At 63.2% G+C, this 24,492-nt stretch carries 27 protein-coding genes and 2 pseudogenes; 13 read left to right on the forward strand and 16 right to left on the reverse strand.

Features of this window, described 5'->3' with window-relative positions:
* Window positions 1-9: 9 nt before the first annotated feature.
* Window positions 10-987 (reverse strand): LysR family transcriptional regulator, encoded by a 978-nt coding sequence (locus HCU64_RS22865; RefSeq protein ID WP_233386622.1) that lies wholly within the window; start codon window positions 985-987, stop codon window positions 10-12.
* A 155-nt stretch (window positions 988-1,142) separates the two neighbouring features.
* Between HCU64_RS22865 and HCU64_RS22870 the strand changes: the two genes are divergently transcribed.
* From HCU64_RS22870 to HCU64_RS22900, 7 genes and pseudogenes are all read left to right on the forward strand, one after another.
* Window positions 1,143-1,568 (forward strand): DoxX family protein, encoded by a 426-nt coding sequence (locus tag HCU64_RS22870; RefSeq protein WP_233386623.1) that lies wholly within the window; start codon window positions 1,143-1,145, stop codon window positions 1,566-1,568.
* Between the two features lie 136 nt (window positions 1,569-1,704).
* Complete coding sequence (locus tag HCU64_RS22875) at window positions 1,705-2,295, forward strand: NADPH-dependent FMN reductase (protein WP_233386747.1); 591 nt, start codon at window positions 1,705-1,707, stop codon at window positions 2,293-2,295.
* Between the two features lie 66 nt (window positions 2,296-2,361).
* Window positions 2,362-3,435: pseudogene (locus HCU64_RS22880) on the forward strand (alkene reductase).
* A 252-nt stretch (window positions 3,436-3,687) separates the two neighbouring features.
* Window positions 3,688-3,948: a hypothetical protein gene (locus HCU64_RS22885; protein ID WP_233386625.1), complete on the forward strand. Its 261-nt coding sequence runs from the start codon at window positions 3,688-3,690 to the stop codon at window positions 3,946-3,948.
* A gap of 132 nt (window positions 3,949-4,080) precedes the next feature.
* A complete protein-coding gene (locus tag HCU64_RS22890; protein ID WP_233386627.1) occupies window positions 4,081-4,605 on the forward strand; it encodes an RNA polymerase sigma factor in 525 nt (174 codons plus the stop codon).
* Complete coding sequence (locus HCU64_RS22895) at window positions 4,602-5,375, forward strand: anti-sigma factor family protein (protein ID WP_233386629.1); 774 nt, start codon at window positions 4,602-4,604, stop codon at window positions 5,373-5,375. The genes HCU64_RS22890 and HCU64_RS22895 overlap by 4 nt, the downstream gene beginning before the upstream one ends.
* A 133-nt stretch (window positions 5,376-5,508) precedes the next feature.
* The gene (locus HCU64_RS22900) at window positions 5,509-6,000 is read left to right on the forward strand and encodes a DoxX family protein (protein ID WP_233386630.1); all 492 of its coding nucleotides are present in this window, start codon (window positions 5,509-5,511) and stop codon (window positions 5,998-6,000) included.
* A 469-nt stretch (window positions 6,001-6,469) separates the two neighbouring features.
* Here the strand turns inward: HCU64_RS22900 and HCU64_RS22905 are convergent, their stop codons facing one another.
* Both HCU64_RS22905 and HCU64_RS22910 read right to left on the reverse strand, forming a co-directional pair.
* Window positions 6,470-6,952 carry a GAF domain-containing protein gene (locus HCU64_RS22905; RefSeq protein ID WP_325170016.1) on the reverse strand — a complete coding sequence of 161 codons (483 nt, stop codon included), beginning with the start codon at window positions 6,950-6,952 and terminating at the stop codon, window positions 6,470-6,472.
* A gap of 121 nt (window positions 6,953-7,073) precedes the next feature.
* Window positions 7,074-8,534, reverse strand: a complete 1,461-nt coding sequence (locus tag HCU64_RS22910) for a PAS domain-containing protein (RefSeq protein ID WP_233386632.1) — start codon at window positions 8,532-8,534, stop codon at window positions 7,074-7,076.
* A 336-nt stretch (window positions 8,535-8,870) separates the two neighbouring features.
* On the opposite strand from HCU64_RS22910, the gene HCU64_RS22915 reads away from it, so the two are divergent.
* Window positions 8,871-9,125: a DUF6894 family protein gene (locus HCU64_RS22915; RefSeq protein ID WP_233386633.1), complete on the forward strand. Its 255-nt coding sequence runs from the start codon at window positions 8,871-8,873 to the stop codon at window positions 9,123-9,125.
* An 81-nt stretch (window positions 9,126-9,206) separates the two neighbouring features.
* Here HCU64_RS22915 and HCU64_RS22920 read toward each other — a convergent pair whose 3' ends face one another.
* A complete protein-coding gene (locus tag HCU64_RS22920) occupies window positions 9,207-10,043 on the reverse strand; it encodes a transglutaminase-like domain-containing protein (protein ID WP_233386634.1) in 837 nt (278 codons plus the stop codon).
* A 246-nt stretch (window positions 10,044-10,289) separates the two neighbouring features.
* Between HCU64_RS22920 and HCU64_RS22925 the strand changes: the two genes are divergently transcribed.
* A complete protein-coding gene (locus tag HCU64_RS22925; RefSeq protein WP_233386635.1) occupies window positions 10,290-10,493 on the forward strand; it encodes a CsbD family protein in 204 nt (67 codons plus the stop codon).
* A gap of 186 nt (window positions 10,494-10,679) precedes the next feature.
* Window positions 10,680-11,170 (forward strand): annotated as a pseudogene (locus HCU64_RS22930) (YciE/YciF ferroxidase family protein).
* Window positions 11,171-11,709: 539 nt separating this feature from the next.
* Here HCU64_RS22930 and HCU64_RS22935 read toward each other — a convergent pair.
* From HCU64_RS22935 to HCU64_RS22960, 6 genes are all read right to left on the reverse strand, one after another.
* The gene (locus HCU64_RS22935; protein ID WP_233386636.1) at window positions 11,710-12,279 is read right to left on the reverse strand and encodes a type 1 glutamine amidotransferase domain-containing protein; all 570 of its coding nucleotides are present in this window, start codon (window positions 12,277-12,279) and stop codon (window positions 11,710-11,712) included.
* Window positions 12,280-12,636: 357 nt separating this feature from the next.
* Complete coding sequence (locus HCU64_RS22940; RefSeq protein WP_233386637.1) at window positions 12,637-13,041, reverse strand: PRC-barrel domain-containing protein; 405 nt, start codon at window positions 13,039-13,041, stop codon at window positions 12,637-12,639.
* 744 nt (window positions 13,042-13,785) lie between these two features.
* Complete coding sequence (locus tag HCU64_RS22945) at window positions 13,786-14,184, reverse strand: nuclear transport factor 2 family protein (RefSeq protein WP_233386639.1); 399 nt, start codon at window positions 14,182-14,184, stop codon at window positions 13,786-13,788.
* Window positions 14,185-14,243: 59 nt separating this feature from the next.
* Window positions 14,244-14,843: an NADPH-dependent F420 reductase gene (locus HCU64_RS22950; protein WP_233386641.1), complete on the reverse strand. Its 600-nt coding sequence runs from the start codon at window positions 14,841-14,843 to the stop codon at window positions 14,244-14,246.
* Between the two features lie 48 nt (window positions 14,844-14,891).
* Complete coding sequence (locus HCU64_RS22955) at window positions 14,892-15,626, reverse strand: SDR family NAD(P)-dependent oxidoreductase (protein ID WP_233386643.1); 735 nt, start codon at window positions 15,624-15,626, stop codon at window positions 14,892-14,894.
* A gap of 143 nt (window positions 15,627-15,769) precedes the next feature.
* Complete coding sequence (locus HCU64_RS22960) at window positions 15,770-16,495, reverse strand: SDR family NAD(P)-dependent oxidoreductase (RefSeq protein ID WP_233386644.1); 726 nt, start codon at window positions 16,493-16,495, stop codon at window positions 15,770-15,772.
* A 262-nt stretch (window positions 16,496-16,757) separates the two neighbouring features.
* Here HCU64_RS22960 and HCU64_RS22965 point away from each other — a divergent pair, with 262 nt between their 5' ends.
* From HCU64_RS22965 to HCU64_RS22975, 3 genes are all read left to right on the forward strand, one after another.
* Window positions 16,758-17,654: a LysR family transcriptional regulator gene (locus HCU64_RS22965; protein WP_233386645.1), complete on the forward strand. Its 897-nt coding sequence runs from the start codon at window positions 16,758-16,760 to the stop codon at window positions 17,652-17,654.
* Between the two features lie 262 nt (window positions 17,655-17,916).
* The gene (locus HCU64_RS22970; protein ID WP_233386646.1) at window positions 17,917-18,495 is read left to right on the forward strand and encodes a PAS domain-containing protein; all 579 of its coding nucleotides are present in this window, start codon (window positions 17,917-17,919) and stop codon (window positions 18,493-18,495) included.
* Between the two features lie 346 nt (window positions 18,496-18,841).
* A complete protein-coding gene (locus HCU64_RS22975) occupies window positions 18,842-19,567 on the forward strand; it encodes a hypothetical protein (RefSeq protein ID WP_233386647.1) in 726 nt (241 codons plus the stop codon).
* A gap of 23 nt (window positions 19,568-19,590) precedes the next feature.
* Here HCU64_RS22975 and HCU64_RS22980 read toward each other — a convergent pair whose 3' ends face one another.
* The 6 genes from HCU64_RS22980 to HCU64_RS23005 all read right to left on the reverse strand — a co-directional run bounded on the left by HCU64_RS22980 (window position 19,591) and on the right by HCU64_RS23005 (window position 24,426).
* Window positions 19,591-20,532, reverse strand: coding sequence for a LysR family transcriptional regulator (locus HCU64_RS22980; RefSeq protein WP_233386648.1), 942 nt, complete (start codon window positions 20,530-20,532; stop codon window positions 19,591-19,593).
* Between the two features lie 15 nt (window positions 20,533-20,547).
* Complete coding sequence (locus HCU64_RS22985) at window positions 20,548-21,057, reverse strand: methylated-DNA--[protein]-cysteine S-methyltransferase (RefSeq protein WP_233386649.1); 510 nt, start codon at window positions 21,055-21,057, stop codon at window positions 20,548-20,550.
* A 58-nt stretch (window positions 21,058-21,115) separates the two neighbouring features.
* Window positions 21,116-21,418: a DUF1272 domain-containing protein gene (locus tag HCU64_RS22990; RefSeq protein ID WP_233386650.1), complete on the reverse strand. Its 303-nt coding sequence runs from the start codon at window positions 21,416-21,418 to the stop codon at window positions 21,116-21,118.
* A gap of 66 nt (window positions 21,419-21,484) precedes the next feature.
* Window positions 21,485-22,675, reverse strand: a complete 1,191-nt coding sequence (locus HCU64_RS22995; protein ID WP_233386652.1) for a thiolase family protein — start codon at window positions 22,673-22,675, stop codon at window positions 21,485-21,487.
* 218 nt (window positions 22,676-22,893) lie between these two features.
* Complete coding sequence (locus HCU64_RS23000; RefSeq protein WP_233386655.1) at window positions 22,894-23,634, reverse strand: 3-oxoacyl-ACP reductase family protein; 741 nt, start codon at window positions 23,632-23,634, stop codon at window positions 22,894-22,896.
* A 33-nt stretch (window positions 23,635-23,667) separates the two neighbouring features.
* Complete coding sequence (locus HCU64_RS23005; protein ID WP_233386656.1) at window positions 23,668-24,426, reverse strand: isocitrate lyase/PEP mutase family protein; 759 nt, start codon at window positions 24,424-24,426, stop codon at window positions 23,668-23,670.
* Window positions 24,427-24,492 lie beyond the last annotated feature (66 nt).

The raw sequence follows: 24,492 nt of genomic DNA on the forward strand, positions 1-24,492 counted from the left end.
GGTAGGATGCTATGACTCCTGCGATGGAAGGCTTTGCTTTTGACGGGCGTCGCCGTCCTCGTCACGGGCGTGACCGTCGCCCTGTACTTGCTGCAGGCGATCGTGCTCGCCATCGCAGTCGCACCGCGCGCTGAACATCTCTAGAAGAAGGTCGACGAGAACCCTGACCTTCCTCGGAACGTGTTGGCTGGGGGGCCAAACAACGAAGATGCCGACATCCGGAAGCGCGTAGCCCGTCATAAGCCGAACGAGTCGGCCCGCATTCACGTAAGGCTCGGCGATCATCTCTCCCATCGCGACGATCCCGATGCCGGCGGCGGCGGCTTCTGCCAGGACGTAGGCGTTATCCGCCCTGAACCGCCCCTGCGGATGGACAGTGACTCTCCGGTTGCCGTCGCTGAGCACCCAGGGGTTCGCACCGGCTACCACGGCTGCGTGCTTTGTCACCTCGTCGGGATGTTCAGGCGCACCCTTCGCCTCGATGTAACCAGGACTGGCGTAGAGCCGGACGGGAAGCGCACCGATCTTCCTGGCGATCAGGTTGGAATCGGGCAGGTACCCGACGCGGATACCGCAGTCGAAGCCTTCTGCGGCCAAGTCGACGTACTGGTCCGAGAATCGCGTGTGCATCTGCAGCGAGGGATGCCTTCGGGCGAGTTCGGCAAGCGCTGGGGCGAAGTACGTTCCGATCGAGGCAGGCCCAGCGATCCGCAAGAGGCCGCGAATGTCGCCGTCTGGGGACATCTCCTCTTGGGCTGCGTCGATGGTCGCGCAAACGCCGGCCGCACGGTCTCGGAAGGATAGACCAGCCTCGGTCAGGACCGCACCGCGCGTCGTACGTGCGAGGAGCTCGGTGCCGAGCTCGGTCTCAAGCCTTACGAGGCGGCGGCTGACAATGGACTTCGCTACACCCAGGCGCCGAGCTGCGGCGTTGACCCCGCCGGCGTCAGCAACCTCAACGAAGGTCCTGAGGTCTTCGATCTCCATCCGCAAAGTCCTGCAGCCACCTGGAACAAGCGGTTCTAATGTTCCTGAAAGAGGAACACCCGGTAGCATTTCAAGCGGCTAGTGGCGAGGTGGGCGCCGCGGCATCTCTGGTCTCACGGATGGCCCGACATCCCTGAACGAACTGGAGACGAACCGTGGACACCACCCAATATCTTCCCCTTGCCGGCCGGCTCCTTGTCGGCCTTCCCTTCATTCTCTTCGGCATTGGCAACGCCACGACCTACGGCGCTACCGTTGCCATGATCGAAGCCGTCGGACTTCCAGTCCCGCCGCTCGCCTTCCTCACCGCCGTCACTCTCGAAATCGTCGGCGGCACACTCCTCGTCATAGGCTTCAAGGTCCGACCGGTTGCGGCCCTGCTGGCGGTCTTTTCGGTTCTGACAGCGGTCTACTTCCACGCCAACCTCGGCGACCAGAACACCTTCGTGCACTTCTTCAAGAACGTGATGCTCGCCGGGGGCCTGCTTCAGGTCGCCGCGTTCGGCGCGGGCGCCCTCAGCTTGGACGCATATCTCGCCCATCGCCGCACGTTTCCAGCCAGCCTCGCCCCCGCGCACTAGGCCCGTCTGAGCCGGCCGGCCCATCGCCGGCCGATCCCGATCACGTAGCGCGACTGTTCCCGGATCAGCGACCCGAACGCTCGCGTCCTACCCGCACGTTCTGATGGACAGCCGAAGGATCCCAATCATGTCGACGATCACATCTAAGCCCAGGATCGCTCTCATCGTCGGCTCGACCCGAGCGGCGCGGTTCGCCGATGTGCCAGCCCGATGGATGCTGAAGCAGGCGCAGAACCGCGAGGATATGGAGGTCGAACTTCTCGACCTGCGCGACTTCGATCTGCCGTTCTTTGACGAGATCGCGTCCGACGCCTTCGTGCCCAGCCAAAGCCCAGAAGCGGTCCGCTGGCAGCAGACTATCGCCCGCTTCGATGGCTTCGTCTTCGTCGTGGCGGAGTACAACCACTCGCTGACCGGCGCGCTCAAGAATGCGCTCGACCAAGCCTATACCGAATGGAACCGGAAGCCCTTCACGGCCATCGGTTACGGCGGCATGGGGGCGGCTCGCGCCATCGAGCACCTCCGATTGATCGGCATCGAGATGCAGATGGTCTCGACCCACGCCGCCGTTCACATCGGCGGCAGCGACTTCTTCGCGATCTTTCCGGCTGTCGGCAATCAGCCCATCGAGACTATCGAACAGAATCTGCTTCCAGCCGCCAAGACGGCACTCGATGAGCTGGTCTGGTGGGCGAAGGCCACCATGGCCGCCCGCGCGAACAACTAGGACGGCCACGGTTACCGCCGACAACGCGCGACGCTGACCTTTTTCCCTGACCCACGGCCGGACGCTATGCCCGACATGCACACGCCCTTCACGCTCGGCCGCATTCGGCTGCGGAACCGCTTCGTCATAGCGCCAATGACCCGCGCGCGGGCGGATTACGACGGCACCCCAGGGGCTCTGGCAGCCGAGTGTTACGGGCAACGCGCCAGAGTTGGACTGACCGTGACGGAAGGCACGCAGCCGTCCGAGGACGGACAGGGCTATCCCGCTACGCCTGGCATCTACACCGACGCGCATTTGGAAGGCTGGCGAAAGGTCAACGACGCCATCCATGCCCGGGGCGGCTACGTCTTCTTCCAGCTCATGCACGCCGGCCGCATGTCGCACCCTGACAACACGCCCCATCATCGGCAGGGTGTAGCCCCATTCGCGATCGCGCCCGGCGAGCGGATTTTCTCGCGCGGCGGGATGAAAGACGTCCCTGTCCCTCGCGCGCTGTCCACCGTCGAAGTCCGCGATACGATTGACGATTACGCCCATGCTGCGCCGCGAGCGATCGAGGCTGGAGCAGATGGGGTTGAGATCCATGGGATCGCCTACCTGATCCACTAGTTCCTGGCCCTGAGTGCGAACCAGCGATCTTACCGGTACGGAGGCTCGCTAGAGAACCGGGCGCGGTTCGCCATCGAAGTCGCGGAATCCGTCAAGGCGGCGATCGGCGCAGACCGAATTGGAATCCGGCTGTCACCTGGCTTCACTGGCATGGCGCTCGACTACGGACATGAGGGCGGCAACCTCTTTCGGTATCTCATCGCAGAGCTCGACCGGATCGGTCTCGCCTACGTCCACATCGTCCACTATGGCGGAGACGAGATCCTCCACGACTTGCGTAGGTCGTGGCACCAAGCCTTCATCCTGAACCGCCCGGGACGGCCACGCGCCGACATTGGCACGGATGTGGGCTCCGGCTTGGCCGACCTCGAGTCGTACGGTGCGATGGTCCTGGCGAACCCGGACTTCGTACAGCGCTTGAGGTCGAACGACCCACTTACCACCGCTGATCCCAGCGTCTATTTCGGCGCCGACCCAAGGGACTATTCGAAGGGCTACACAGACTTTCCGGCTCTGACGTCACAATGAGGTCGCCGCTCGACCTATTTCTTTGACGTACCGAACCATAAACGTCAGCTTCTCCCGCCTAACGGCTGAAAGCAACCCGGTGGATTTCTACCTGACACGGTCATCACCGGTCCGTCACTGGCTCGGGCCGCGCTCGTGTTGTATGTCGCCTTGCAAAAAAAATCGATCCAACGACGGAATAACCTCAATCGACTGGCGTCTCCTCCTCGCTGCCCAATGAATTCACGCAGCGAGACAAGAAATGGAAGCGTCATGTCCGAACGTTCGATCGCGAATGTCTTGCGAATTATCGCTGTCGCAGCAAGCATGAGCTTGCCTGCACTCTCCATTGCCAAGGCCGACACTGGCGAAGGCGATTCTGCTCTTCGAGCCGCGCTTCATGATCCTCACCTCATCGAGCAACAGCGCGGACGAAGCGCGGACCAGTATCTCATCGGTGATCCGTCCCTCGGCTATGCCAAGCGGCAGCGCGCCAATCGGCCGGCCTCCGCCTACACAAGGTATCGTCCGTGAGCCCTCGGGCGAATTTTATGCGGGGCCGACGGAATAATCGCTGAGAGGCGGCGTCTGGCCTCGCATGAAGAGGCACAGTTCGATGGTATCCCGGCAGCGCATGGCGCCTGGGACCGAGTGGAGAGGCGCACGATGCAGCTGATGATGCTCCTCGTGACGCCGCTAATCCCAGCTCTGCGGCGCTACGCCGTCTCACTGCTGCGGGATCGGTCGGATGCAGACGATCTCGTTCAAGATACGCTGGAGCTGGCTATCACCCGCTGGCACCAGCGGCGGGACGACGGCAGCGTGAGGTCGTGGCTCTTCGCCATCGTGCACAACCTCGCCATCAGCCGTCTCCGGCAACGCCGCCGGCGCGGTGGCTCGCACCTGCCGATCGACGATGCCCAGGAGGCGGTCCTCGCCATGCCTCCTCGTCAGGAGGCCGGCCTACAGCACCGCGATCTGGTGCGGGCGATCGACGCCCTGCCAGAGGATCAGCGCAGCGTGCTGCTCCTCGTGACCGTGGAAGGCCTCTCCTACGCCGAGACGGCGGAGGTTCTCGGCATTCCCACCGGTACCGTGATGTCGCGCCTGTCCCGGGCGCGGGATCGGATGATCCAGCTCATGGACGGCGAAGCCGCGGCCCAGCGCCCGGCCCTGAGGAGGCTGAAATGAACGAGCGTCCCATCAGCGAGAACGATCTTCAGGCCTTCGTCGACGATCGCCTGGATCCGGATCGCCGCAGCGGGGTCGAGGCCTACCTCGCCGAGAATCCGCAGGCACGGGCCCGCGTCGGCCGGTTGATGGCGCTCGGCAGCGACCTGCGCGCCGTCTTCGCTCCGATTGCGGCCGAGCCGGTGCCGCCGCAGCTCGATCTCGCCCGTCTCGTCGCCGCACGGCGGCGGCCGCGCGTGCCGGCGTGGCAGGCGATGGCGGCGGCTCTTTTCATGACCGTCGGCGGCCTCGGTGGCTGGGTCGCCAGGGGCTCCATGCAGGAGGGGACGTCGGGCATCTCCGCTCTCGCGCAGGAGGCCAAGGCGAACTACGTCGTCTATGCGCCCGACCGCTCGCGTCCCATCGAACTCGCCGCGACCGATCGCGACGAGATCGCGCACTGGTTTTCCGACAGGCTGAAACGGCCGGTCGGCGTGCCCGATCTCAGCGAGGCAGGCTACCACCTGCTCGGTGGCCGCCTCGTCGCCACCGCCCACGGCCCGGCGGGCATGCTGATGTATGACGACAAGCAGGGAACGCGCGTGGTCATGCTGATCCGGTCCTACGGCGACGGCGGCGACGTGCCGATGGTGGATCACATCTACGGCTCCATTGCCGGCTGCGCCTGGGTACAGAGGGGACTGGGCTACAGCCTCGTCGCCGCGGCCGATCCGGAAGTGCTGCATCCCCTGGTCCGGGAAATCCGGCGACGGGAAGCCGGCGCTACCTGACCGCCGGGCGGCGGCCGCTTTCCGCAAGCCAGCCCGAACCTCTCACCACGCTGCCCCGGCGTGCGCCCGACCGCGCGCGACCGCGGCCCCGTGCGCGCTCGCCACCTCCTCCGAACCCTTAAGGACTGACTCCATGTCGAACCTGCTCGCCGCGCTCCTCGAGCGCCGCGCCTTCCTCCTACACTGGGCGCCCGTGCCGCTGCGCCTCATCGTCGGATACGGCTTCCTGGCCCACGGCGTTGCGAAGGCCGCGCGCGGCTACGACGCCTTTCCGGCCATCGTGCAGGCCATGGGGCTCCCCATGCCTCATCTCCTCGGCTGGCTCACCATCCTGGTCGAGATAGGCGGCGGACTGGCGATCCTGCTCGGGGCCCTGGTCTCGCTCGCTAGTATTCCGATGGCGATCGTGCTGCTCGTCGCCATCTTCACCGTGCACCTCCCCTACGGCTTCAGTTCTATCAAGCTCCAGGCCGTGACCGCAGCGGGAGCGACCTTCGGCCAGCCCGGCTACGAGACCGATCTGCTCTACCTCGCCGGCCTCGCCGCGCTGGTCATGGGGGGAGCCGGGCCACTGTCCGTCGACGGTTATGTCGGGCGCCGCATCCGGGCTGCTCGTTCTTCTTGACGACGCGAACGGGGAAGCAGAGAGCGGCTGGAGAGCGTCAGTTCAGAAGCGAGCAGGCCAACCCTGCACATGGCCAGCTCCTGCCGGACTTCGAATGTCCGCTTGTCGACGCTGGCGTCTGAAAGCAGACCGGCAAGAATCCACTTAACTCGGTCATTAACTCGCCGGTGCCTACGTCCGCTTCGGAGCAGACGCACCGCAAGCCAGAACGACCAAAATGGGCGCGGAGCGGCCGACTAAACTTGGCCGAAAGCGGAAAGGCTGCTTTCGACCTCCATTCAAAGCTAAGCGGACTGGGCGGCAAAATCATGGGTGCTCTTATAGCATCCTCAACACTCAAGAGTTGTAATTGGCGGAGCGGCCGCCTTGCTTACAGGCCACTGCCTCCCATAACTTAGGGCCGAAACCTCACCTTCGTTTGGTTCATATGTCATGAGTGTCTGAATAAAACTAAGAATCTGACGGCACTTCACATTTCTGGATAACATATCTGGTTCATGTCTGATCTTTGAATGCGCGCAATTACGGTAGCGGCCTGATGAGCTAGTGCCTCGGCACGGGCCACCAGATCGTCATGAATGTGGACCATGGCGCACCAGTATGCGCCGAGCGCAGCGATCGGCTCAGGCGAGCCGATCGGCACCATAAGCAGGCTGCAAATCGCCTTGTTCTGATAGGGCAGCACCGGCACGCGAGGGTCGCGGCGTATGTCCTCGGCAACGACGGTTTCGTTGTTCAGCATCGCCCAGCCGGACACGCATGTCTCAAGCGGAAACCGCTGCCCACGCCAGAGCGGCTGGATCGCGTCCTCCGCGACGTAGTGAGAGAACCCATTATCCCGCAGGACCACGGCAATTCCGTCTGATCCGAGCACACGCCGGGCTGTCTGCCGCAGCGCCGTCACCACACCGTCGAGGGTCTGAGCAGCCACCAGGCGCTCATAGGTGGTCACCAGCCTTGGATCAGGCTGAGGGCGCTCACCGGACATGCGAGCACGCTACGGCGCGGATTGTTGCTGTTGAATGTGAGCGACCCCCTATCACGCCGTCGTGGTTGAACGGCGCTACCATGGCTCAGCGCTCCGACAACGGTGCATCGACCGTAAATACGACGCCGCGCGGCCGGTACTCGATCTCGGCCTTGCCTCCCGTCTCGGTGGATAGGGCGCGCTCGATCATGCGTGACCCGAACCCGCGCCTGGTCGGCGGCTTGACCGGCGGCCCACCCAGCTCTTCCCAACGCAGCGACAGACGATGCGGCTTGCCGTCGGTGAGAACGTCCCAGTTCAGGATCACCCGGCCGGTATCGTTCGAGAGTGCGCCATATTTCACCGCGTTGGTCGCCAGTTCGTGGAGTGCCATGACGAAGGCCAGGGCGCGCTGAGGCGGCAGGCGAACCATAGGACCACCGACGCTGAAACGTCGCGTTTCCACGGACTGGAAGGGCTGTAAAGCGCCATCGACCAGCTCGGCCAGCGTCGCGCCCTCCCAGCTTTCGCGGGTCAGCACGTCATGGGCGGCCGACAGGGACTGCAGGCGCGCATCCAGGATCTGGCGCGCATCGTCCATTGTCTCGGCGTTGCGCAGAGTCTGGTAGGCGATGGATTGCATCGTCGCCATCGAGTTCTTGACCCGATGGTTCAGCTCGCCTGTCAGCAGAGCCTTGTGCTCCTCGGCTCGCTTCCGCTCGGTTACGTCGATCGAAACGCCCGCCATGCTCAGGGGCGAGCCATCCGCCCGGTAGTAGGTTTGTCCACGGATCTCGACCCAGCGGGTCTCGCCTTCGGGAGTGATGATCCGGTACTCGATGCCGTAATCGGCATTCTGCTCGATTGAGGCTTTGACGGCCGCCTGCATCCGCTCGCGATCGTCTTCAACAATGGCGGCGATCAGATCGTCATAGGTAAAGGGGTCACGCGGCGAACGGCCGAAGTTCTCTTTGCAGACATCCGACGCCATCAGCCGCCGTTCGGTGAGGTCGAGGGTCCAGGAGCCAAAGCGTCCGGCCTTGAGCATGAAACGTAGCCGGTCCTCACTTTGCGTGAGTTCGGCGGTACGGCGCTCAACCTCGGCTTCCAAGGCGTCGCGGTCGTCCTGCAAGCGGACGAGCCGTTCCTTCTCCAGCGTCACGTCAAACTGCGAGGCAAAAAAATAGGTGAGTTCGCCGTCGTCATCGAAGACCGGTGAAACCAGCAGGCGGTTCCAGAATATCTCGCCGTTCTTTTTGTGGTTTTGTAGATCTATCTCGATGGAGACACGCCGCTCTATGGCATCGCGGACTTTAGAAACGTCGTCCGGGTCAGTCTCATTGCCTTGCAGAAATCGGCAATTCTGTCCGAAGATTTCAGAACGCTCGTAGCCGGTGAGTTTACAAAACGCGTCGTTCACAAAGATAATCGGATTATCGGGCTGGTTTGGATCAGTGATAATCATTGGCATGCGCGTCGCGCGGACGGCTGACACAAACGGATCATTGCTCTTCGCAATGCGGACTATTTCTGCTTCGATCCGATCGTGTTGCTCCTGATCACTCAAACTGCGCCTAATCCCTTTGCCATTTCAATTTTCTGACATGTGAGCTTCTGCGTAATATATATAGCACGGCTACGGTTGGACCATCTGCTTAAATGGCGCATGGCCAAAGATGTCTGGATGGTTCTTGGCCAACTGTATGAAAACATACCGTCTCTTGTGGCGGGAGCAGTCTAAAGCCAGGCTATTACTTAGATTTCGCTCACGTGATTGTGTGTGACACGGTGCTCCTCTGCAGGGCGGAAGGTCGGGAACGAAGACCAGCCGCATGCTTTAACCGCTGAGAATGTTGGCTTGCTGAGAAGGCAGCGAGCTTAATGAGCGGTTTTCGGAGCTGGGATGCCTCGGTATCACCTCAATGTCATCGACGAGAGCACATTCCTCGATCGAGACGGGGCTGAGTTCTCCGATCCCCAGGCCGCCCAGATCGCTGCCATCGCCTACGCGGGCGAGTTCATTGCCGATCGTGCCAAGCGCGCGAACGTCGGCACCCACTGGCGGATGGAAGTCACTGACGCGCTCGGCCTCATTCTCTTTCGGCTGGATTTCCACATCACGCCTTCCCCAGCGATGCGGACCATCACGGCCCAATAAATCCTGCGCTCACGAAAAACCCCGCGCATCGAAACATGGCGGGGCTCAGTTTCGTAGAGTGAGAGGTTGTCAGTATGGCGATCAGGCGGCCTTACGAACATCATCCGTAAAATCGGCGATCTCGGCGGTGTGGACGGCGAACTCAGCCAGGGGGGCGCGCCCGAAGCTGGTCGTTAGTGCGCAATCGGTCGCGTCGCGGCCGCGCGCCATTACGATGCGGCCTATGCGGGGCCGATTATGCCTAGCATCGAACGTGTACCACTGGTGTCCAAGGTACACCTCGAACCAGGCTGAGAAATCCATTGGTGCCGAATCGAGCGGGACGCCGATGTCACCGAGGTAGCCGGTGGCGTAGCGGGCAGGAATGTTCATGCAGCGGCAGAGCGTGATGGCGAGATGCGCGAAGTCCCGGCACACGCCCTTTTGCTGGGTGTAGCCATCGAACGCTGTGCGCGTGTCATCGGCGTCTTGGTAGTTGAAGCGAAGCCGGTCGTGCGTGTAGTCGACGATCGCTTGGACCCGAGCCCAGCCCGGCGCAGAGTTGCCGAACAACGACCAGGCAATCCCGGCAAGTTTGTCGGTGTCGCAATAGCGGCTACCGAGCAGGAACTGCAGCACATCGTCCGGAAGATCCTGCACGGGGTGCTGGACGGCGGTGGGTACCACGGGGTCCGGCAATCCAGAGTCGCGCACCACGAAATCTGCGGCCATATTAATCCGGCCACCGGGCGCGACGATGCGCGTTACGATGTTGCCGAAGGCATCAACATGTCGGCCCGCTGGCACGGGCGGATCGAAGGTGAAGGTTTCCGGAGTAACGAGATCCGCTACGCGTTCCGGACGAACGTTCAGCAGCAGGTTCATCGGCGTCGGGCCGAAGGTGTCGAATGCGAGCGAGAAACCGGTCTGGATCAGCATAACGAGGCCCAACGAACGTCAGATGTTGCGGTCGTTAACATGGGCCAAGCTGCTCAGTTCCGCCGATGCTTTGCGTTTCAAACTTTCTGTATGCGCAAATATTCAGCACACGCCGGTGCGAACTGCCTTCTTCCTTCGGACCGTGTCCGAACGATCGAGCAACCTGCCCAGCGGGAACATTCGCGGCCAAGGTCGAGTTGTGTGCTGACCATTTTGGGTGAAAGCCCGGCAATCGGAGGAAGCAAGATGAGCAGCACCACCGACAAGATCAAAGGTCTGGCGAACGAAGCCGCCGGCAACGTCAAACAAGGCGTTGGTAAAGTCACCGGCAGCGAGAAGCTGCAGGCCGAAGGCAAGGCGCAAGAGCTGAAGGGCGAGGCGCAGAAGACCTTGGGCGACGCAAAGGATGGTGCCAAGGATCTGGCCGATAAGGTAACCGGCAAGCACTAAAGCCGCACTACCTTTGCATCTAAATGTTGGCCCTGCAGATCTAAGATCTGTGGGGCTTTATCATTTGAACTGCTACGCTTCGGAATTTCGCTCGTGAATTGCCCGAGGTAGCAGGGAGCCTTTTTCCGATCGCCCGGTTGCCCGCTCAGTCGGCGTAGATACGCCATATCATACGGGAACAGGCAGATGGCCACGAAAGAAAAGACGCTCAATGATGCGTTCTACGAAATGCTCAAGGATGTCTATTTCGCTGAAAAGCGTCGGTAAAAGCCTGTAAGAAGTCCGCGAAATCTGCCGAACACCCGGATCTCAAGCGGGCTTTTGAGCAGCACGGCGAGGAAAGCGCGACACAGGTTGAACGCCTTCAGCAGGTGTTCGAGCTGATTGGCAAGTCGGCCCGTGCCAAGACCTGCGAGGCAATGCAGGGTATAGTGTCGGAGATGGAAGAGGATCTTGAGGATTTCGGCGGGACCCCGGCCGCTGATACGATCTTGGCAGCCTGCGCCCAGGCAGTCGAGCATTACGAGATTGCCCGGTATGGGACCTTGAAGACTTGGGCATCCCAGCTCGGATACACCGACGCTGCTTCCCTCCTCGATCAGACGCTACAGGAGGAGAAGAAGGCGGATGCCTTGCTTACGAAGATCGCGGGCAAACTGAACGCGCAGGCCGCATAACGCTCTGCGGGCAGGTTCGTCTCACGCTAGATGACCCTGGCCTCTAGCCGGTCTGTCGCTTCTGGTGGTCATCCGCGGCCTGGGCATGAAGCTGCGCAACAAGAGCATGCAGCCGATCGGGCAGCGCGTCATGCAGCGGAGGGGCGAAGACATGATTTAGCCCGAGGGCGATGCGTTGCAGTCGCGGGTCGCCGAGCTGGCCTGGACCAGGTTCCTCGAACGACGTGCCGACAACAGTAAATCGTTTGGGCATGCGTCTTCCGATCTGGCGATCATCACTATGAGCGGACACTGTTAATAGTCTGTTAATGACGCTGCCGCTGATCAGTTTCCATGAGTACGGGCCGAAGCCTGCGTTTCGCTCCACGTTCGTTATTGAGACGCTTGCCATTGCTTCGCACAAACGTAAGTTTGCAGTGCGGGGTGTTTCAACAGCACCGTCTGCCGCCCCTCGCGGGCGTGTCCTCCCAGGACTTCAGGCCGCCCCTCTCGACAGGGCGGCCTTCTCTTTACAGGCTCCGGCTCAGGCAGCCTTTTGGTCAGGCGCTGCGCGCTTGAGCGGGATGCCGGCCTTCCTCGAACTCCTCGACGATCTTGGAGCAGAAAGCAGGCAGATCCTTCGGGGTGCGGCTCGTTACCAGGCCCTGATCGCACACGCATTCTTCATCCACCCAGCGACCACCTGCGTTCTCGATGTCCTTGCGGACCGTTGGATACGAGGTCAGCGTGCGGCCCTTGACGACGTCGGCTTCGACGAGAGTCCAGGGGCCGTGGCAGATTACTCCGACCGGCTTCCCCTGCGCGAAGAAGTCATGGACGAATGCGATGACGTCCCCGCTTGCGCGCAGCTTATCGGCCCCCACGCAGCCGCCTGGAATGATCAACCCGTCGAAGTCAGCAGCCGACGCGCCACCGATGGTACGATCCACTGGGTAGCGACCGGCAGGATCGAGATCCCCGGTCACGGTTTCAGCCTCACCGTCCTCAAGGCCTATGACGGTCACAGTGGCCCCGGCTTTTGCCACCGCCTCTTTGGGTTCCGTAAACTCCGGCTCTTCCGTCCCGCGCGGTGCGATGAGGATCGCGATATTCCTGCCCTCTAGGCTCATGGCTTTTTCCTTGATCTCAATGAGCGCAACCCGAACCACGCACCGCTATTGTGGTAAAAACTGAACCTGTTGATGTGGCAAAGACGCCAAGCATCCGGGGGTGTGGGTCAGGTCGGCCCTTGTGAAAATGGGCAACTCACCGTCGAGCAGCGTTGTTTCCGAACGGCGTGCAGTGCGACAGCATGGACATTTGGTCGATAATCGCGACGGCTAGTTGCAAATGTGATGTCGGACCGGTGAGATCCAGACGCCAGGAACAATTTATTTCCCTAATTAAAGTGTCTCTATCAGTAACAATGAAGTCCTGCGCCGGAAATAGAAACCGGGATCGCTTTCGCAATCCCGGTCCTCAGCGGTTTAGTGCTTGAACTTGCCCTCGTACTTAAACTGCGGGGCCTCCTTCAGCTTGTCCTTGGCGGTGTTGATGGACGCGACCCATTTCTTGGCGCTCTCATCGTAAGTCAGGCCCACCGAAGACGGCTCGACGGCGACGTAGTGCTCGCCCATGCCGAGAAAACCACCGACCGAAATGATGTAGCCAACCAGCTTGCCGTCATTGACGATGAGATCCTTGATCTCGCCAACCGTGCTGTTCGAGCCGTCAACGACCGTGAGACCCACCAGATTGTAGCTCAGAACCGCAGTCGGCGGTACGGGGGCAAACTTGACTTCGGCCGGCGGAGTGACCGGCTTGGCGCTCTCGGCGAGTGCCGGTGCCGTCAGCATGGTGGCGGCCATGACGGCGAAAGCGATGCGACGCATTTTTAGACTCCTCTGCCCACTCATTTGGCACCGAGGAAGCCGCAGCGACCGCTTTTCGTTCCCGCGCCTGCAGCAAAATGTGATTCCGGTTCACATTGGGTCGGACGGCCTGGATCAGGGCGCGGGGTTCAACTCGGGCGTTGAACTGGCCGCCCCCCTCATTCGTCCACCTGCTTAGGTGCATTGTCGTTTGAGGACGCCGGAGTTTCGACTTCCTCCGAGACAGGGAGTCTTTCACACAGGTCGTACAGTCGTTTTTTCTTCTCGTCTGGTGACAAGTCATTTAGGGATTTGTCGTGATCTGAGTCCTTCTTGTCGGACACGGCCAGAGGACTTTCGGTAGCGCGCTTTGGATGCGAACCGCCGCGTGTCGTCGATGTTCAATCCGATCTAGGATATAAATAAAACGACTGTTTTCTGGATTATCCGTCAATCATCGAGCGATGATTTGGCGTAACCGCGCCGATTGTTTAGAAGGGCTGCCAGGAAATAAAATGTAAAAAACGGTGTCGGCTGCGAATGCGAAGCATTCACAACGTCGGTGGGATCGCACCCGCCAATGGTGGTCTTGAGGGATGTCCGGTTTCGGGACGATTTCTTTGCTAAATAAACATCAACGACGGGCGCAACGCCGCCGGCCGAACGTGGCCGAGAGCTGAAGGGCGGCTTGCTTGCAACGAGAAAATGAATGCGGACGTAGCGCCCCCTCCCAACGGTTGGTCATCGCTACGTCCCTTCGGAAGATTACATCTGCGCGGCTCGCGCCAGCGCCTGCGTATCGACGTATTCCCGGATACTGACCACCTTGCCCTCGCGGACGGTGATGGCGAAGATCCAGTGGTCTTCGAACGACTTTTTCGTGGCCTTGATCGTCCCCTTGGCGAAGCCGACGACCAGGACGCGATCTCCCTGTGCCACGAACGCGCGGGACTCTGAGAGCGACATCTCGATGGTTTCGGATGCGGTCTTCACCACGTCCGTCAGTCTATGGTGCCCCCGATGTGTCCCGGCGAGCGGCCAATTCTCTCCCGGGACGATCCACTCGAAATCGTCGGCGGCCAGCGCACGCAGACCCTCCTCGTCGCCGCTGCCGATCGCGGCGAAGAAGTCCTTCACGGCTTGGATGTTTGTCTCGATGCTCATGGAATGTCTCCGTTTCACGCGCGCCCGAACCGCTTTCAATCCGAGCGCGTCCGCGTTGGTCAGCCGAACTTGACCAGATCCTCGAAGATGAGCTTCCCCCAGGTCTTCTCGCGCCCATGGACGAGCAGGCCGCCTTCGGAGAGGCCGCCGAGGTCGACCGGTGCGAAGCCGAGCTTCTTCGCGATCTCGCCGATCTCCGCCGTCGCGTCCTGGTCGTCGCTCGTGAGGAACACGACCCTCCGGCCGCCTTTGACGGCCGGATCCTGGCCGAGCACTCCAGCGCCCAGGTGGTTGAAGCCCTTGACCAATCGGCCGCCGGTGAAGGCTTGCGCGACGACCTTGGCGGAGGGCTGTCCTCCCAGGTCCTCAGAGGGCACACCGTAGGCGTTGGTCACGTCGACGATGGTCTTCCCCTGCCAGTTCGGGAGCGCCTTCGCGACGTCCGCATGCGCCTCGAACCGCACGGCGAGGAAGATGACGTCCGCTTTCACGGCCTCCACCAGTGCCTTGGGCACAATGTGGGGTCCGATGGAGGCCGCATCGGATGCGAAGCTTGCCGGCTCGCGTGTGGTCGCGACGGAGACTTCGATGCCGTTGCGGGCGAACGCTCTGGCAAGCGCTTGGCCAATCTTGCCGAAGCCGATGATTGCGCAACTCATAGCTATTCCTTTCAAGTAACACGATGAAACCCGTCCGGGCGCGACGCATCAGAGCTGCGCCAAGCCTCCGTCGACGGCGACCTCGCTGCCGGTCATGAAGCTGCTGTCCGACGAAGCGAGGAAAGCGGCCACCGCTCCCTGTTCGGCCGGATCCGCCATGCGCTGGAGCGGCGTCATCGACGCGAAGGCTTTCTGGCCGTCCTCGCCCAGCGCTTGCTTCGCCAGTTCGGTCGCCGTCGCCCCGGGCGACAGCACGTTGACCCGAATTCCGGTGCCCTTCAGGTCCTCCGCCCAGGTGCGAGCGAGGTTGCGCACCGCCGCCTTGCTCGCGCTATAGGCGGTCATTCCTGGCGCGCCCGTGGTGCCGGCGCTCGATCCAGTCAGGATAATCGATCCGCCCTGGCCCATCAGCGGGAGCGCCTTCTGGACCGTGAAGATCGTCCCCTTCACGTTGGTGTCGAAGGTCTCGTCGATGTGCTGGGCAGTGATCTCGCCGAGCCTGAGCATGCTACCTGCTCCGGCATTCGCGAAGACGATGTCCAACGTGCCCCGCTCGGCCTTCACCGCCCCGTAGAGCCGGTCGAGGTCGGCCTCGTCGGAGACAGAGCCCTGCACGGCACGGGCATTGGGTCCAAGTTCGGCCACGGCGGCATCGAGCGCCTCCTGCCGGCGGCCGAAGATGAATACGAACGCGCCCTCCTCGACGAAGCGCTTTGCCGCGGCGCGGCCGATGCCGGTGGCGCCGCCCGTGATGACTGCGACCTTGCCCTCAAGCTTTTCCATGGTCGTTCCTTTCAGACACGGTTCTCGGTCGGTCGGGAGTTCCCGAGCCTGCCGATCCCGCCGTTCAGAGTGATGTTTCGGATGGCGGCGCCGTCTCGGGCCGGCCGGACGGATGGCCCCGTCATCGGCCGCGCAGCGCTCGTTCAGACGGCCGAGAGACCGCCGTCGACGGACAGCTCGATCCCGTTCACGAAGCTCGACGCATCCGAGGCGAGAAACAGCGCGACCGCTGCGATTTCCTCGGGCCGACCCAACTTCCCGCGCGGAATGTGAGATTCGAACATCCGCCGCGTCTCTTCGTCGATCGGCACCGACGTATCGGTCGGCCCCGGATGCAGAACGTTGACCCGGATGTTCCGACCCTTCAGCTCGTTGAGCCATCCGCGCGCAAAAGCCCGCAGGGCCGCCTTGCTCGCCGAATACACGCTGAAGGCAGGATATCCCTTCAGTGAGGCGACGGACCCGGTCATGAAGATCGACCCGCCATCGTTGAAGAGCGGCAACGCCTTCTGCACGGTGAACAGCGTACCGCGCGTGTTCAGGCCGAAGGTCGTATCGAAATGCTGCTCGGTGATCTGGCCCAACGGGACGGGTTCGCCCCTGCCGGCGCTCGCGAACAGGACATCGATGCTGCCCTTCTCGCGCCTGACCGTCTCGAACAAGCGATCGAGATCGTCGAGGTTCGCCGCATCGCCGGGGACACCGGTCACTTTGCGCCCGATCACCTTGACGGCCTCGTCCAGCGCCTCCTGCCTGCGGCCCGTGATGAAGACATGGGCGCCTTCCTCGACGAACAGCTTGGCGCTCGCCAGCCCCAGGCCGCTAGATCCACCTGTGATGACCGCGACCTTACCCTCAAGCTTTCTCACGTCCAGGATCCTTCCTTGGCTGCTTCGGGGAGCCCCCGAGGACCGAACATGTGGCCGCCTGCGTCAGGCGTTCAGTATGAATGTGCGCACAGCGGTGGTGCGAAATCGATCCGGCCTGAAGGCGTCCCCAATCGCGAGAGACGGGATCCGCCGTGCGACACGGTCTGCTGCCATCCAATTCGGCCTCTGAGGCCTCCCGAGACCCTGTCGGCGTGCAAACGCGGGCCTTGCAGTCGGGCATCCTGCGGTGCTGGATTGCACCATGATCGACTGGGATGACGTTCGGTATTTCCTCGCCGTCGCGCGCGGAGGCTCAGTGCGGGGCGCTGCCGCCCGCCTCGGGGTAAACCACGCGACCGTGCTGCGGCGTGTTGCCCAGCTCGAGGAACGCCTCGGGGTTCAACTCTTTGAAAAGCTGCCTTCGGGGTATCGCATCACGAGCGCGGGCGAGGAGGTCCTGGAACTCGCCGAACGGATGGAGGCAACGTCGCACCAACTGGAGGCTCGCGTCTTTGGGCGCGACCAGGGCGTGCGCGGGCTCCTGCGGGTGACGTTGCCTCCGCCTCTTGCGACGCACCTGCTCGTGCCGGATTTCGTCGAGTTTGCGCGTCTCCATCCGGACATCGAGATAGACATCTCGTCGTCCGGCGAGCTGGCGAACCTGACCAATCGGGACGCCGACGTCGCGATCCGCGTCGTCTACGACCGCAAAACCTTGCCACTCAATCTCCATGGCCTGAAGGGACCGGAGGTTTTCGGAGGCGTCTATGAGGCCCGGAATCGACTTTCCACCGTGCAGGCGGACGCGCCCGATCCCATGCGGTGGATCGTCATCAGCGCTCACGGCATTCCGGACTGGGCCGGCAAGATCGAGATTCGCAGCGACGCGGTTCCGTTCAGGGTCTCGGATGCCGAGGCGCAGCTCGCGGTGGTCCGGCAGGGGCTCGGTATGACCACGCTGCCGTGCTTCGTCGGCGACGCCGATCCACTTCTGGCCAGGGTCCCGGGCATCGAACTGCATCTCTACGGAACGCTCTGGCTCCTTACGCAGGGCGAGGCCCGGAAGACTAAGCGCGTGCGGCTCTTCACGGAGTTTATCACCCGTAGGCTCTCCGCCTACGCTCCGCTTCTCGCGGGAATGTCCATTCCGCTAAAGTGAGGCGCGGCAGGTCACCAACGATGCTTCTTTCGGGCCAGCTGTTGCGAACGGACAGCCTCGGCATGCGCCCTACATTCTCAGTCGTGCAGAACGCCGACGGGTCAGAATCACGTTGATGGGCGCGAAGAAGCCGGAAGCTGGTAGTGTAGAGCGTCCGATCTCGCAGACGCTGCGAATAAGCTGACGATGCGCGACGCGATGCGAACCAGCAAAATCCCGCGGGTACATAATAACCAGAAGTCAGGAGGGTTACGGGATATTCGTGAACGATGCCGCCGGGCAAACGCTCTACCAGGATCCGGTCTGGAAAAGTCTGACAGGTCAAGAGTCTAGCCAAGCTTTGGGCAGTGGCTGGTTGGAGCGCATCTATATCAAAGAACGTGCTTTGGTTGAAGACACCCACTACGGCGCGCTCGAAACGTCGTCCGACTATCGCGTGCAATATCGATTGCTCACCCCACACGACCAGCCGCGCTGGGTCATGGTGGATGTGCGAGCTTCGGTTGGTCCTTCTGACCAAGCGTTTATTGGCTTTCTCGGAACGTTGACGATCCTGCCTGATGCGACCGCCGGAGCTTATGAAGTCTTTGGACGCATCGACCATGATGGTAGGCACGAAGCAGCATATACACCTGCCGTCCGCAACCCAGCGCTCGTTGAGGATGCTACTTCCACCTGCGGCGCGCCTACTCTGAGGAAGCGCATACTGAGCGCCATCGGCCTAAGTCGAATGGCTCGACGGCACGTTGGTGTCGATGGAGCTTTCCGCACCCGCGTGACGCTCGACATGGCTTTGATTGAGCTAGCGGAGGAGTTGAAGCGACTGAAAAGCAGCCCGTGACTGAGCCCAGTTAGCTTGCTGCCTGATTCTGCAAATATCCGGTTTTGAGAGTCTGCGGCTCAAGCTCGCACGGCCGACTGAACTTGGCCGATAGCAGTCTGGCTGGTTCTAAATCTAAGAAAAAGAAAGCGGACATCGTCACGAGGCCCGATCGCTACCTATGTCGGTAATAGGATCCCCGGCCGCGAGGCCTGCAAAAGGTCACAGCGTCTTCATCGACAACTGCCATGATTGACGATGTCGATGTCGGCTATGGACCACATCTGTTTGATCAATACAATATCGGAGCGCACGTTCGCCTCATCGAACGACGGAAATACCCGCCGCCGCCAAAGAGGATCGAACAATGTCCAAGAACACTCAAACTCTCGCCGCCGCCCTGTTCTTGACGGTTGCCGGTTTCGGCCAGGCAAGCGCCTCGGATGCAGCCATCGCCGACAACACCCCCCAGGCCTTCAAAGTGCTGACGGTTGTCGGCGCCGCCTACCATGACCCGCGGGTCGCCACGAACGCTGTCGAAGTCCGCCGCCAGGGCGGCTTCGCCACCGCCGGCGCCGTCGAGTGGAAGCTCAAGGCCGCCGGTCAGTCATCGAATGGCGCGGCTATCGATTTCCCGTCGGTGATCGGCGCCGCCTACCATGTCCGCAGCATCGCGACGAACGTGGCCGAGGTCCGCCGCCAGGGTGGGTTCGGTATCACCGCCGCCGTCCAGTGGACCGGCGCAGCCCAGGAACAGTCCCAGGCCGCAGTGATCGACTTCCCGTCAGTGATCGGGGCCGCCTACCACGACCGCCGCGTCGCGGTGAACGCGGTGGAAGTGCGTCGACAGGGTGGGTTCGCCACCGCCGGCGCCGTCAAGTGGACCGACAGGTCCGAACGGACGGCCGAGGGCGTTGTCATCAACATGCCGTCCGTCATCGGGGCCGGCTACCATGACGCCCGTATCGCGACGAACGCCGTCGAGGTTCGTCGCCAGGGTGGCTTTGGAATGATCGCCGCCGTCCAGTGGCTGCCGGCCGCACCGGTGGAAGCCGCTGCCAAGTCGGAGCCGGTTCGCCTGGGCGCCCTTTAAGGAGGCGCCGCCCGCGGCAGCCTTCACAAGGCCGCCGCCGCATCCTTCGCGGTATCCCGACCCAAGCCCACCATGACCTCGCGCAGCCAACGGTGCGCGGGGTCATGGTCGTACGACGAATGCCAGAGCATCGAGATGGAGGACTCGTTGAGCTCAAGGGGAACCGGGCTCGTTCCCAAGCCGAGTTGCTCCGCGAATGTCACCGCCAGCTTGTCGACCATCGTGGCGATCAAGGGAGCGGCCTGAACATGGAAGGGGACCGTGGTGAAACGTGGCGTCGTCACCATGAGCCGCCGTTTGCGGTCGATACTCGCGAGGGCGTCGTCGATCACTCCTGGACCCCGACCCGTCATCCCGGTCATGATGTGGGGGAATCGCAGGTAGTCTTCGAGCGACAGCGGGCCGCTCACACCCAGGAGTGCCGGGTTGAACAGGCAGAGGTAGCCGAACCGGTAAAGCGTACGAACCTTGTGGTGTGTCTGACCCTGGGAGATGACCCCTATGGCCAGATCGATCCGGTCGGCATCCAGTTCGTCGAGCACGGCGCCATAATCGAAGTTTCGCAGGGTCAGACGAATTCCTGGCGCCTCGCGCCCAAGGAAGGCCAGCAGCCGGGGAACGACGCGCGCCTCCACGCCTGGGACGGCGAGCGTGAACGACCGTTCGACCGTCACGGGGTCGAAGCTGTCCTCCTGGAGAACGATGCCCTGGAACTGGCGCAGGGCGGTACGGACCGGCTCGACCAGGGCCATGGCCCTCGGCGTCAGCCGCATGCCGTCCGGCAGGCGGGTGAGCAGTTCATCACCCAGCAGCTTCCGCAGCCGGGAAAGGCTGCTGCTCATGGCGGACTGGCCGATGCCGACCTGGGCGGCCGCGCGCGTCACGCTGCTCTCGGTCAGGAGGGCATCAAGTGCCACGAGCAGGTTCAGGTCGATGCCCGCGAGGTCATGGTGCTTGATGGTCATGGCTCGCCTCCACGGTCAGAGGAGCTGGCCGGAAGACGCCGCAGCCTTGGAGCTTTCCAGACCGAGAAGTCGCCTCTTGACCTCCAGGCCGCCCGCGAAGCCCGTCAGGGCACCGGCCGAACCGATGACCCGATGGCAGGGCGCGATGATCGAGATCGGGTTCTTCCCGTTCGCCGCTCCCACCGCCCTAAAGGCGCTTGGCCGCCCGATCTGACAGGCGATGTCGCCATAGCTCCGTGTCTCCCCGAAGGGGATGGTCAGCAGGGCTGCCCAGACGCTCTTCTGGAAATCGGTTCCCCGGAAATCGAGCGGCACGCTGAAGGCCTGCAGCGTGCCGGCGAAGTAGGCTGCCAACTGGCGCTCCGTCTCCAGCAGCACGGGATGGGACGGGTCCTCGACCAAAGGCCCGAGCCGGACCCGCTTGGGGTCGTCGTCCTCCCAGAGGATTGCCGAGAGGCCGCGGTCGCTCGCGATGATCTTCAGCGCGCCGACCGGCGACGCCACCGTTTTGAACGCGTAGCTCATGTCATCCCTCCAGTTTCGGCTGGACCTTGGCGAGCCGGTACGTTCGGCTCCCTGCAGGCTATGCCGGAGCCGGCACCGCATCCGCGCCAGCCGGATCCGGCGTCATCACGCAGCCGCCGTTCTTGAGGACCCGCTTCGTGGACGCCGGGTACTTGCTCAAGCCGCCGACCGGACCGCCAATCGGGCGGATCGGCCGCTCGACCAGGTTGCCGAGGCAGTTCGGGCAGTGGCCATCGAGGACGCCCTCCACGCAGTCGCGGCAGAAGGTGCATTCGAAGGTGCAGATGAAGGCCTCCCTCGAATCTGGGGGCAGATCCTTGTCGCAGCATTCACAGTTGGGTCTGAGATCGAGACGGGCCATGCCTGTTTCCTCCCATGTTCGCGCCGCCGGCATCGGTGGTCGTGCGGGCCGCCGGCGGCCCGGCTCTCACCCAACGGTCTCGATGGCGAGCGCGATGCCCTGGCCGCCGCCGATGCACAGCGTCACGACGCCCCGGTCGAGGCCGTCGCGTCGCATCGAGTGGATCAGGCGCGTCGTCAGGATCGCTCCCGTCGCGCCGATGGGATGGCCGTGGGCGATGGCGCCGCCCTCGACGTTCACGACCTGCTCCGCGATCCCGAGTTCGTCCATGATGGCGATGACGATGGCGGCGAAGGCCTCATTGATCTCGAAGCGTTGCACCCAGTCGATGTCCCAGCCGGCGCGGGTCAGCGCCTGCCGCACCGCGGGCACCGGACCTAGACCAAACAGGCCGGGCTCGACGGCGCCGATGCCATAGGACACGAGACGGGCCACTGGCCGGAGATCACGGCGTTCGGCCCACGTCTCGTCCATCAGCACGAGGGCCGCGGCACCGTCGTTCAGCCCAGGCGCATTTCCCGCCGTGATCGTGCCGTTGGAGCGGAACGCAGGCTTGAGCCGCGCCAGCGTCTCCGCGGTCGTCTCTGGCCGGTTGTGCTCGTCCTTCTCGAACACCGTCGTGCCCTTGCGCCCCGCAACCTCGACCGGGACGATCTCGGCCCGAAAGCGACCTTCGGCCTGGGCGGCGGAGAACCGCGCTTGCGAGCGAGCAGCCCAGCGGTCCTGTTCCGCCCGGCTGATCTGAAACATCTCCGCAAGATCCTCCGTGTGCCAGCCCGAGGCCGCGTCCGAGAAGGCGTCATTCAGACCGTCACGAAGCGCGCTGTCGACCAGTTGCGCGTCGCCCATGCGATAGCCCCAGCGCCCGCTGCCGATCAGGTACGGGGCGCGATCCATGCTCTCCATGCCGCCCGCGACACCGGCGCTGACGTCGCCGAGTAGGATTTCCTGCGCCACGGAGACGATAGCCTGGGCGCCCGAGCCGCAGACGCGGTTCACGGTTAGCGCCGGCGTATCGATGGGCAATCCGCCGCGGATGGCCGCCTGCCGTGCCGGGTTCATCTTGTTGCCGGCCTGGATCACGTTGCCCATCACGACCGTGCCGACCTCGTCGGGTTGGATGCCGGCACGCTCGACCGCGGCCCGCACCGCCGTGGCGCCCAGGGCGACCGCCTCGACCTCGCGGAGGGCGCCTCCGAGCGTGCCGACCGGCGTTCGGACCGGTTCGGCGAAGACGACGCGACGGCTGGAAGACATGGTCGGATCCTTCGTATCTGGATGATCGGTCGAGGCCGCCTGCGTGGCACGACGGTCGGCGCGACCGTGCTGGGGGGGTGTTCGGTCGCGCCGGTGAAGATGCGGGTCGGGTGACCTCGGGCGAGCACCCGACCCGCCGTCGCCAGGAAAGGAGGGCAAGGATCCTGGCGACTACAGGCGACCGGGTCTCATGGCCGCCTGATCCGGTTGGCCACGGCTCAGGCGTTTGCGCCGCCGTCGACCGTCACGGCCGTACCAGTGACGTACTTCGCCTTGTCACTCGCCAGGAACGCCACGGCATTGGCGATGTCGTTGACCTCACCGTAGCGGCCGAGCGGCGACAGCGCTTTGAGCGCCGGACCGAAGTCGCCGTGGGCCGGGTTCATGTCCGTATCGATGGAGCCGGGCTGCACCACGTTGACGGTGATGTTCCGGGAGCCGAGCTCGCGGGCGAGGCCCTTGGTGAAGGCGGTCAAGGCGGATTTCGTCAGGGAGTAGACCGACAGTCCGGCGCCACCCGGTACGCGGTCGGCGAAGTAGCTGCCGATGTTAATGATGCGGCCGCCTTCGCCGAGATGCGGGATCACGGCCTTGCTGGCCAGGATCACCCCACGGACGTTGACGTTGAGGAGGGCGTCGATGTCCTCCAGCGCCATGTCCTTGACCTCGGAGAAGCGGATGATGCCCGCATTGTTCACGAGGATATCGAGCCCTCCGAGAGCCCCGACGGCCTTCTCCACCGAGGCATGGATGGCCCCCGGGTTCGCGCTGTCGGCCTGGATCGCAGCCGCTTTCCGGCCATGAGCCTCGATGGCGCGGACCACCTCGTTGGCGGCGTCCGCCGACTTTTCGTAGGTGATGGCGACGTCGGCGCCTTCCGCGGCGAGCGCCTTGGCGATGGCGGCTCCGATGCCGCGGCTGGCGCCCGTCACGAGCGCGCGTTTGCCTTGCAGTGACATGGTCGTGTTCCTTCTGTTTTCAGGGGGAGAGGCTCAGACGAAGGCTCGGTGAGCCGCGTCCTTGAGCGTTGCAGTCGCCTGTACGTACGGGTTGGCGCCATGGCTGAGGCGCGCCACTCCGATCTCTGCGAGGCGGCCCTTCGCAGGAATTCCGTCCATCACCATCACGTTGACCGGGAGGGTGATGCCCTCGACGGCGCGGTGGATGAGCTTCTCGTCGCGCAGGCCCGGCACGAAGAACCCGGAGGCGCCGGCCTCGCCGTAAGCCTTGGCCCGTTCCAGCGCCTCGGTGATGTCCTTCGCCGGATCGGTGCCGCGACCAAGGAAGAGGTCGGTGCGGGCGTTGATGAAGAGCGGCAATCCGAGGTTGGTCGCCGCCTCGCGGATCGCCTTGATCCGCCGCGCCTGCTTGTCGATGGGATAGAGGCCGGGTCCCTTGACGACGCGGTCCTCGAAATTGATCCCGACGACGCCGAGACCGATGATCCGCGAGACGTTCCGGGCGAGCTCTTCCTCGTCCTCGGCATAGCCGCCCTCGAAGTCTACGCTCAGGGGCACGTCGACGACGGCGGCGATCCGAGCGGCCACCTGCTCGACATTGGCGAGCGGGAGGTCCTCACCATCCCGGTAACCCTGCGCCTCGGCGACGGCCCAGCTACTGGTCGCGATGGCCTTGGCGCCAGCCTCCCGAACGGCCTTGGCCGAGCCGGCGTCCCAGACGTTGTAGAGGATCAGCGGCGAGCCCTTGGCATGCAGGCGTGCGAAGAGATGGGCCTTGTCGACCTGGGTCATGACGGACTCCTGTTTCTGACGGGGGTTGGAGGCGCGTCGGGACCGGCTGGCCTCGACGCGCGGGGG

The organism is Methylobacterium sp. C25, from assembly GCF_021352225.1.
Lineage (GTDB): Bacteria > Pseudomonadota > Alphaproteobacteria > Rhizobiales > Beijerinckiaceae > Methylobacterium.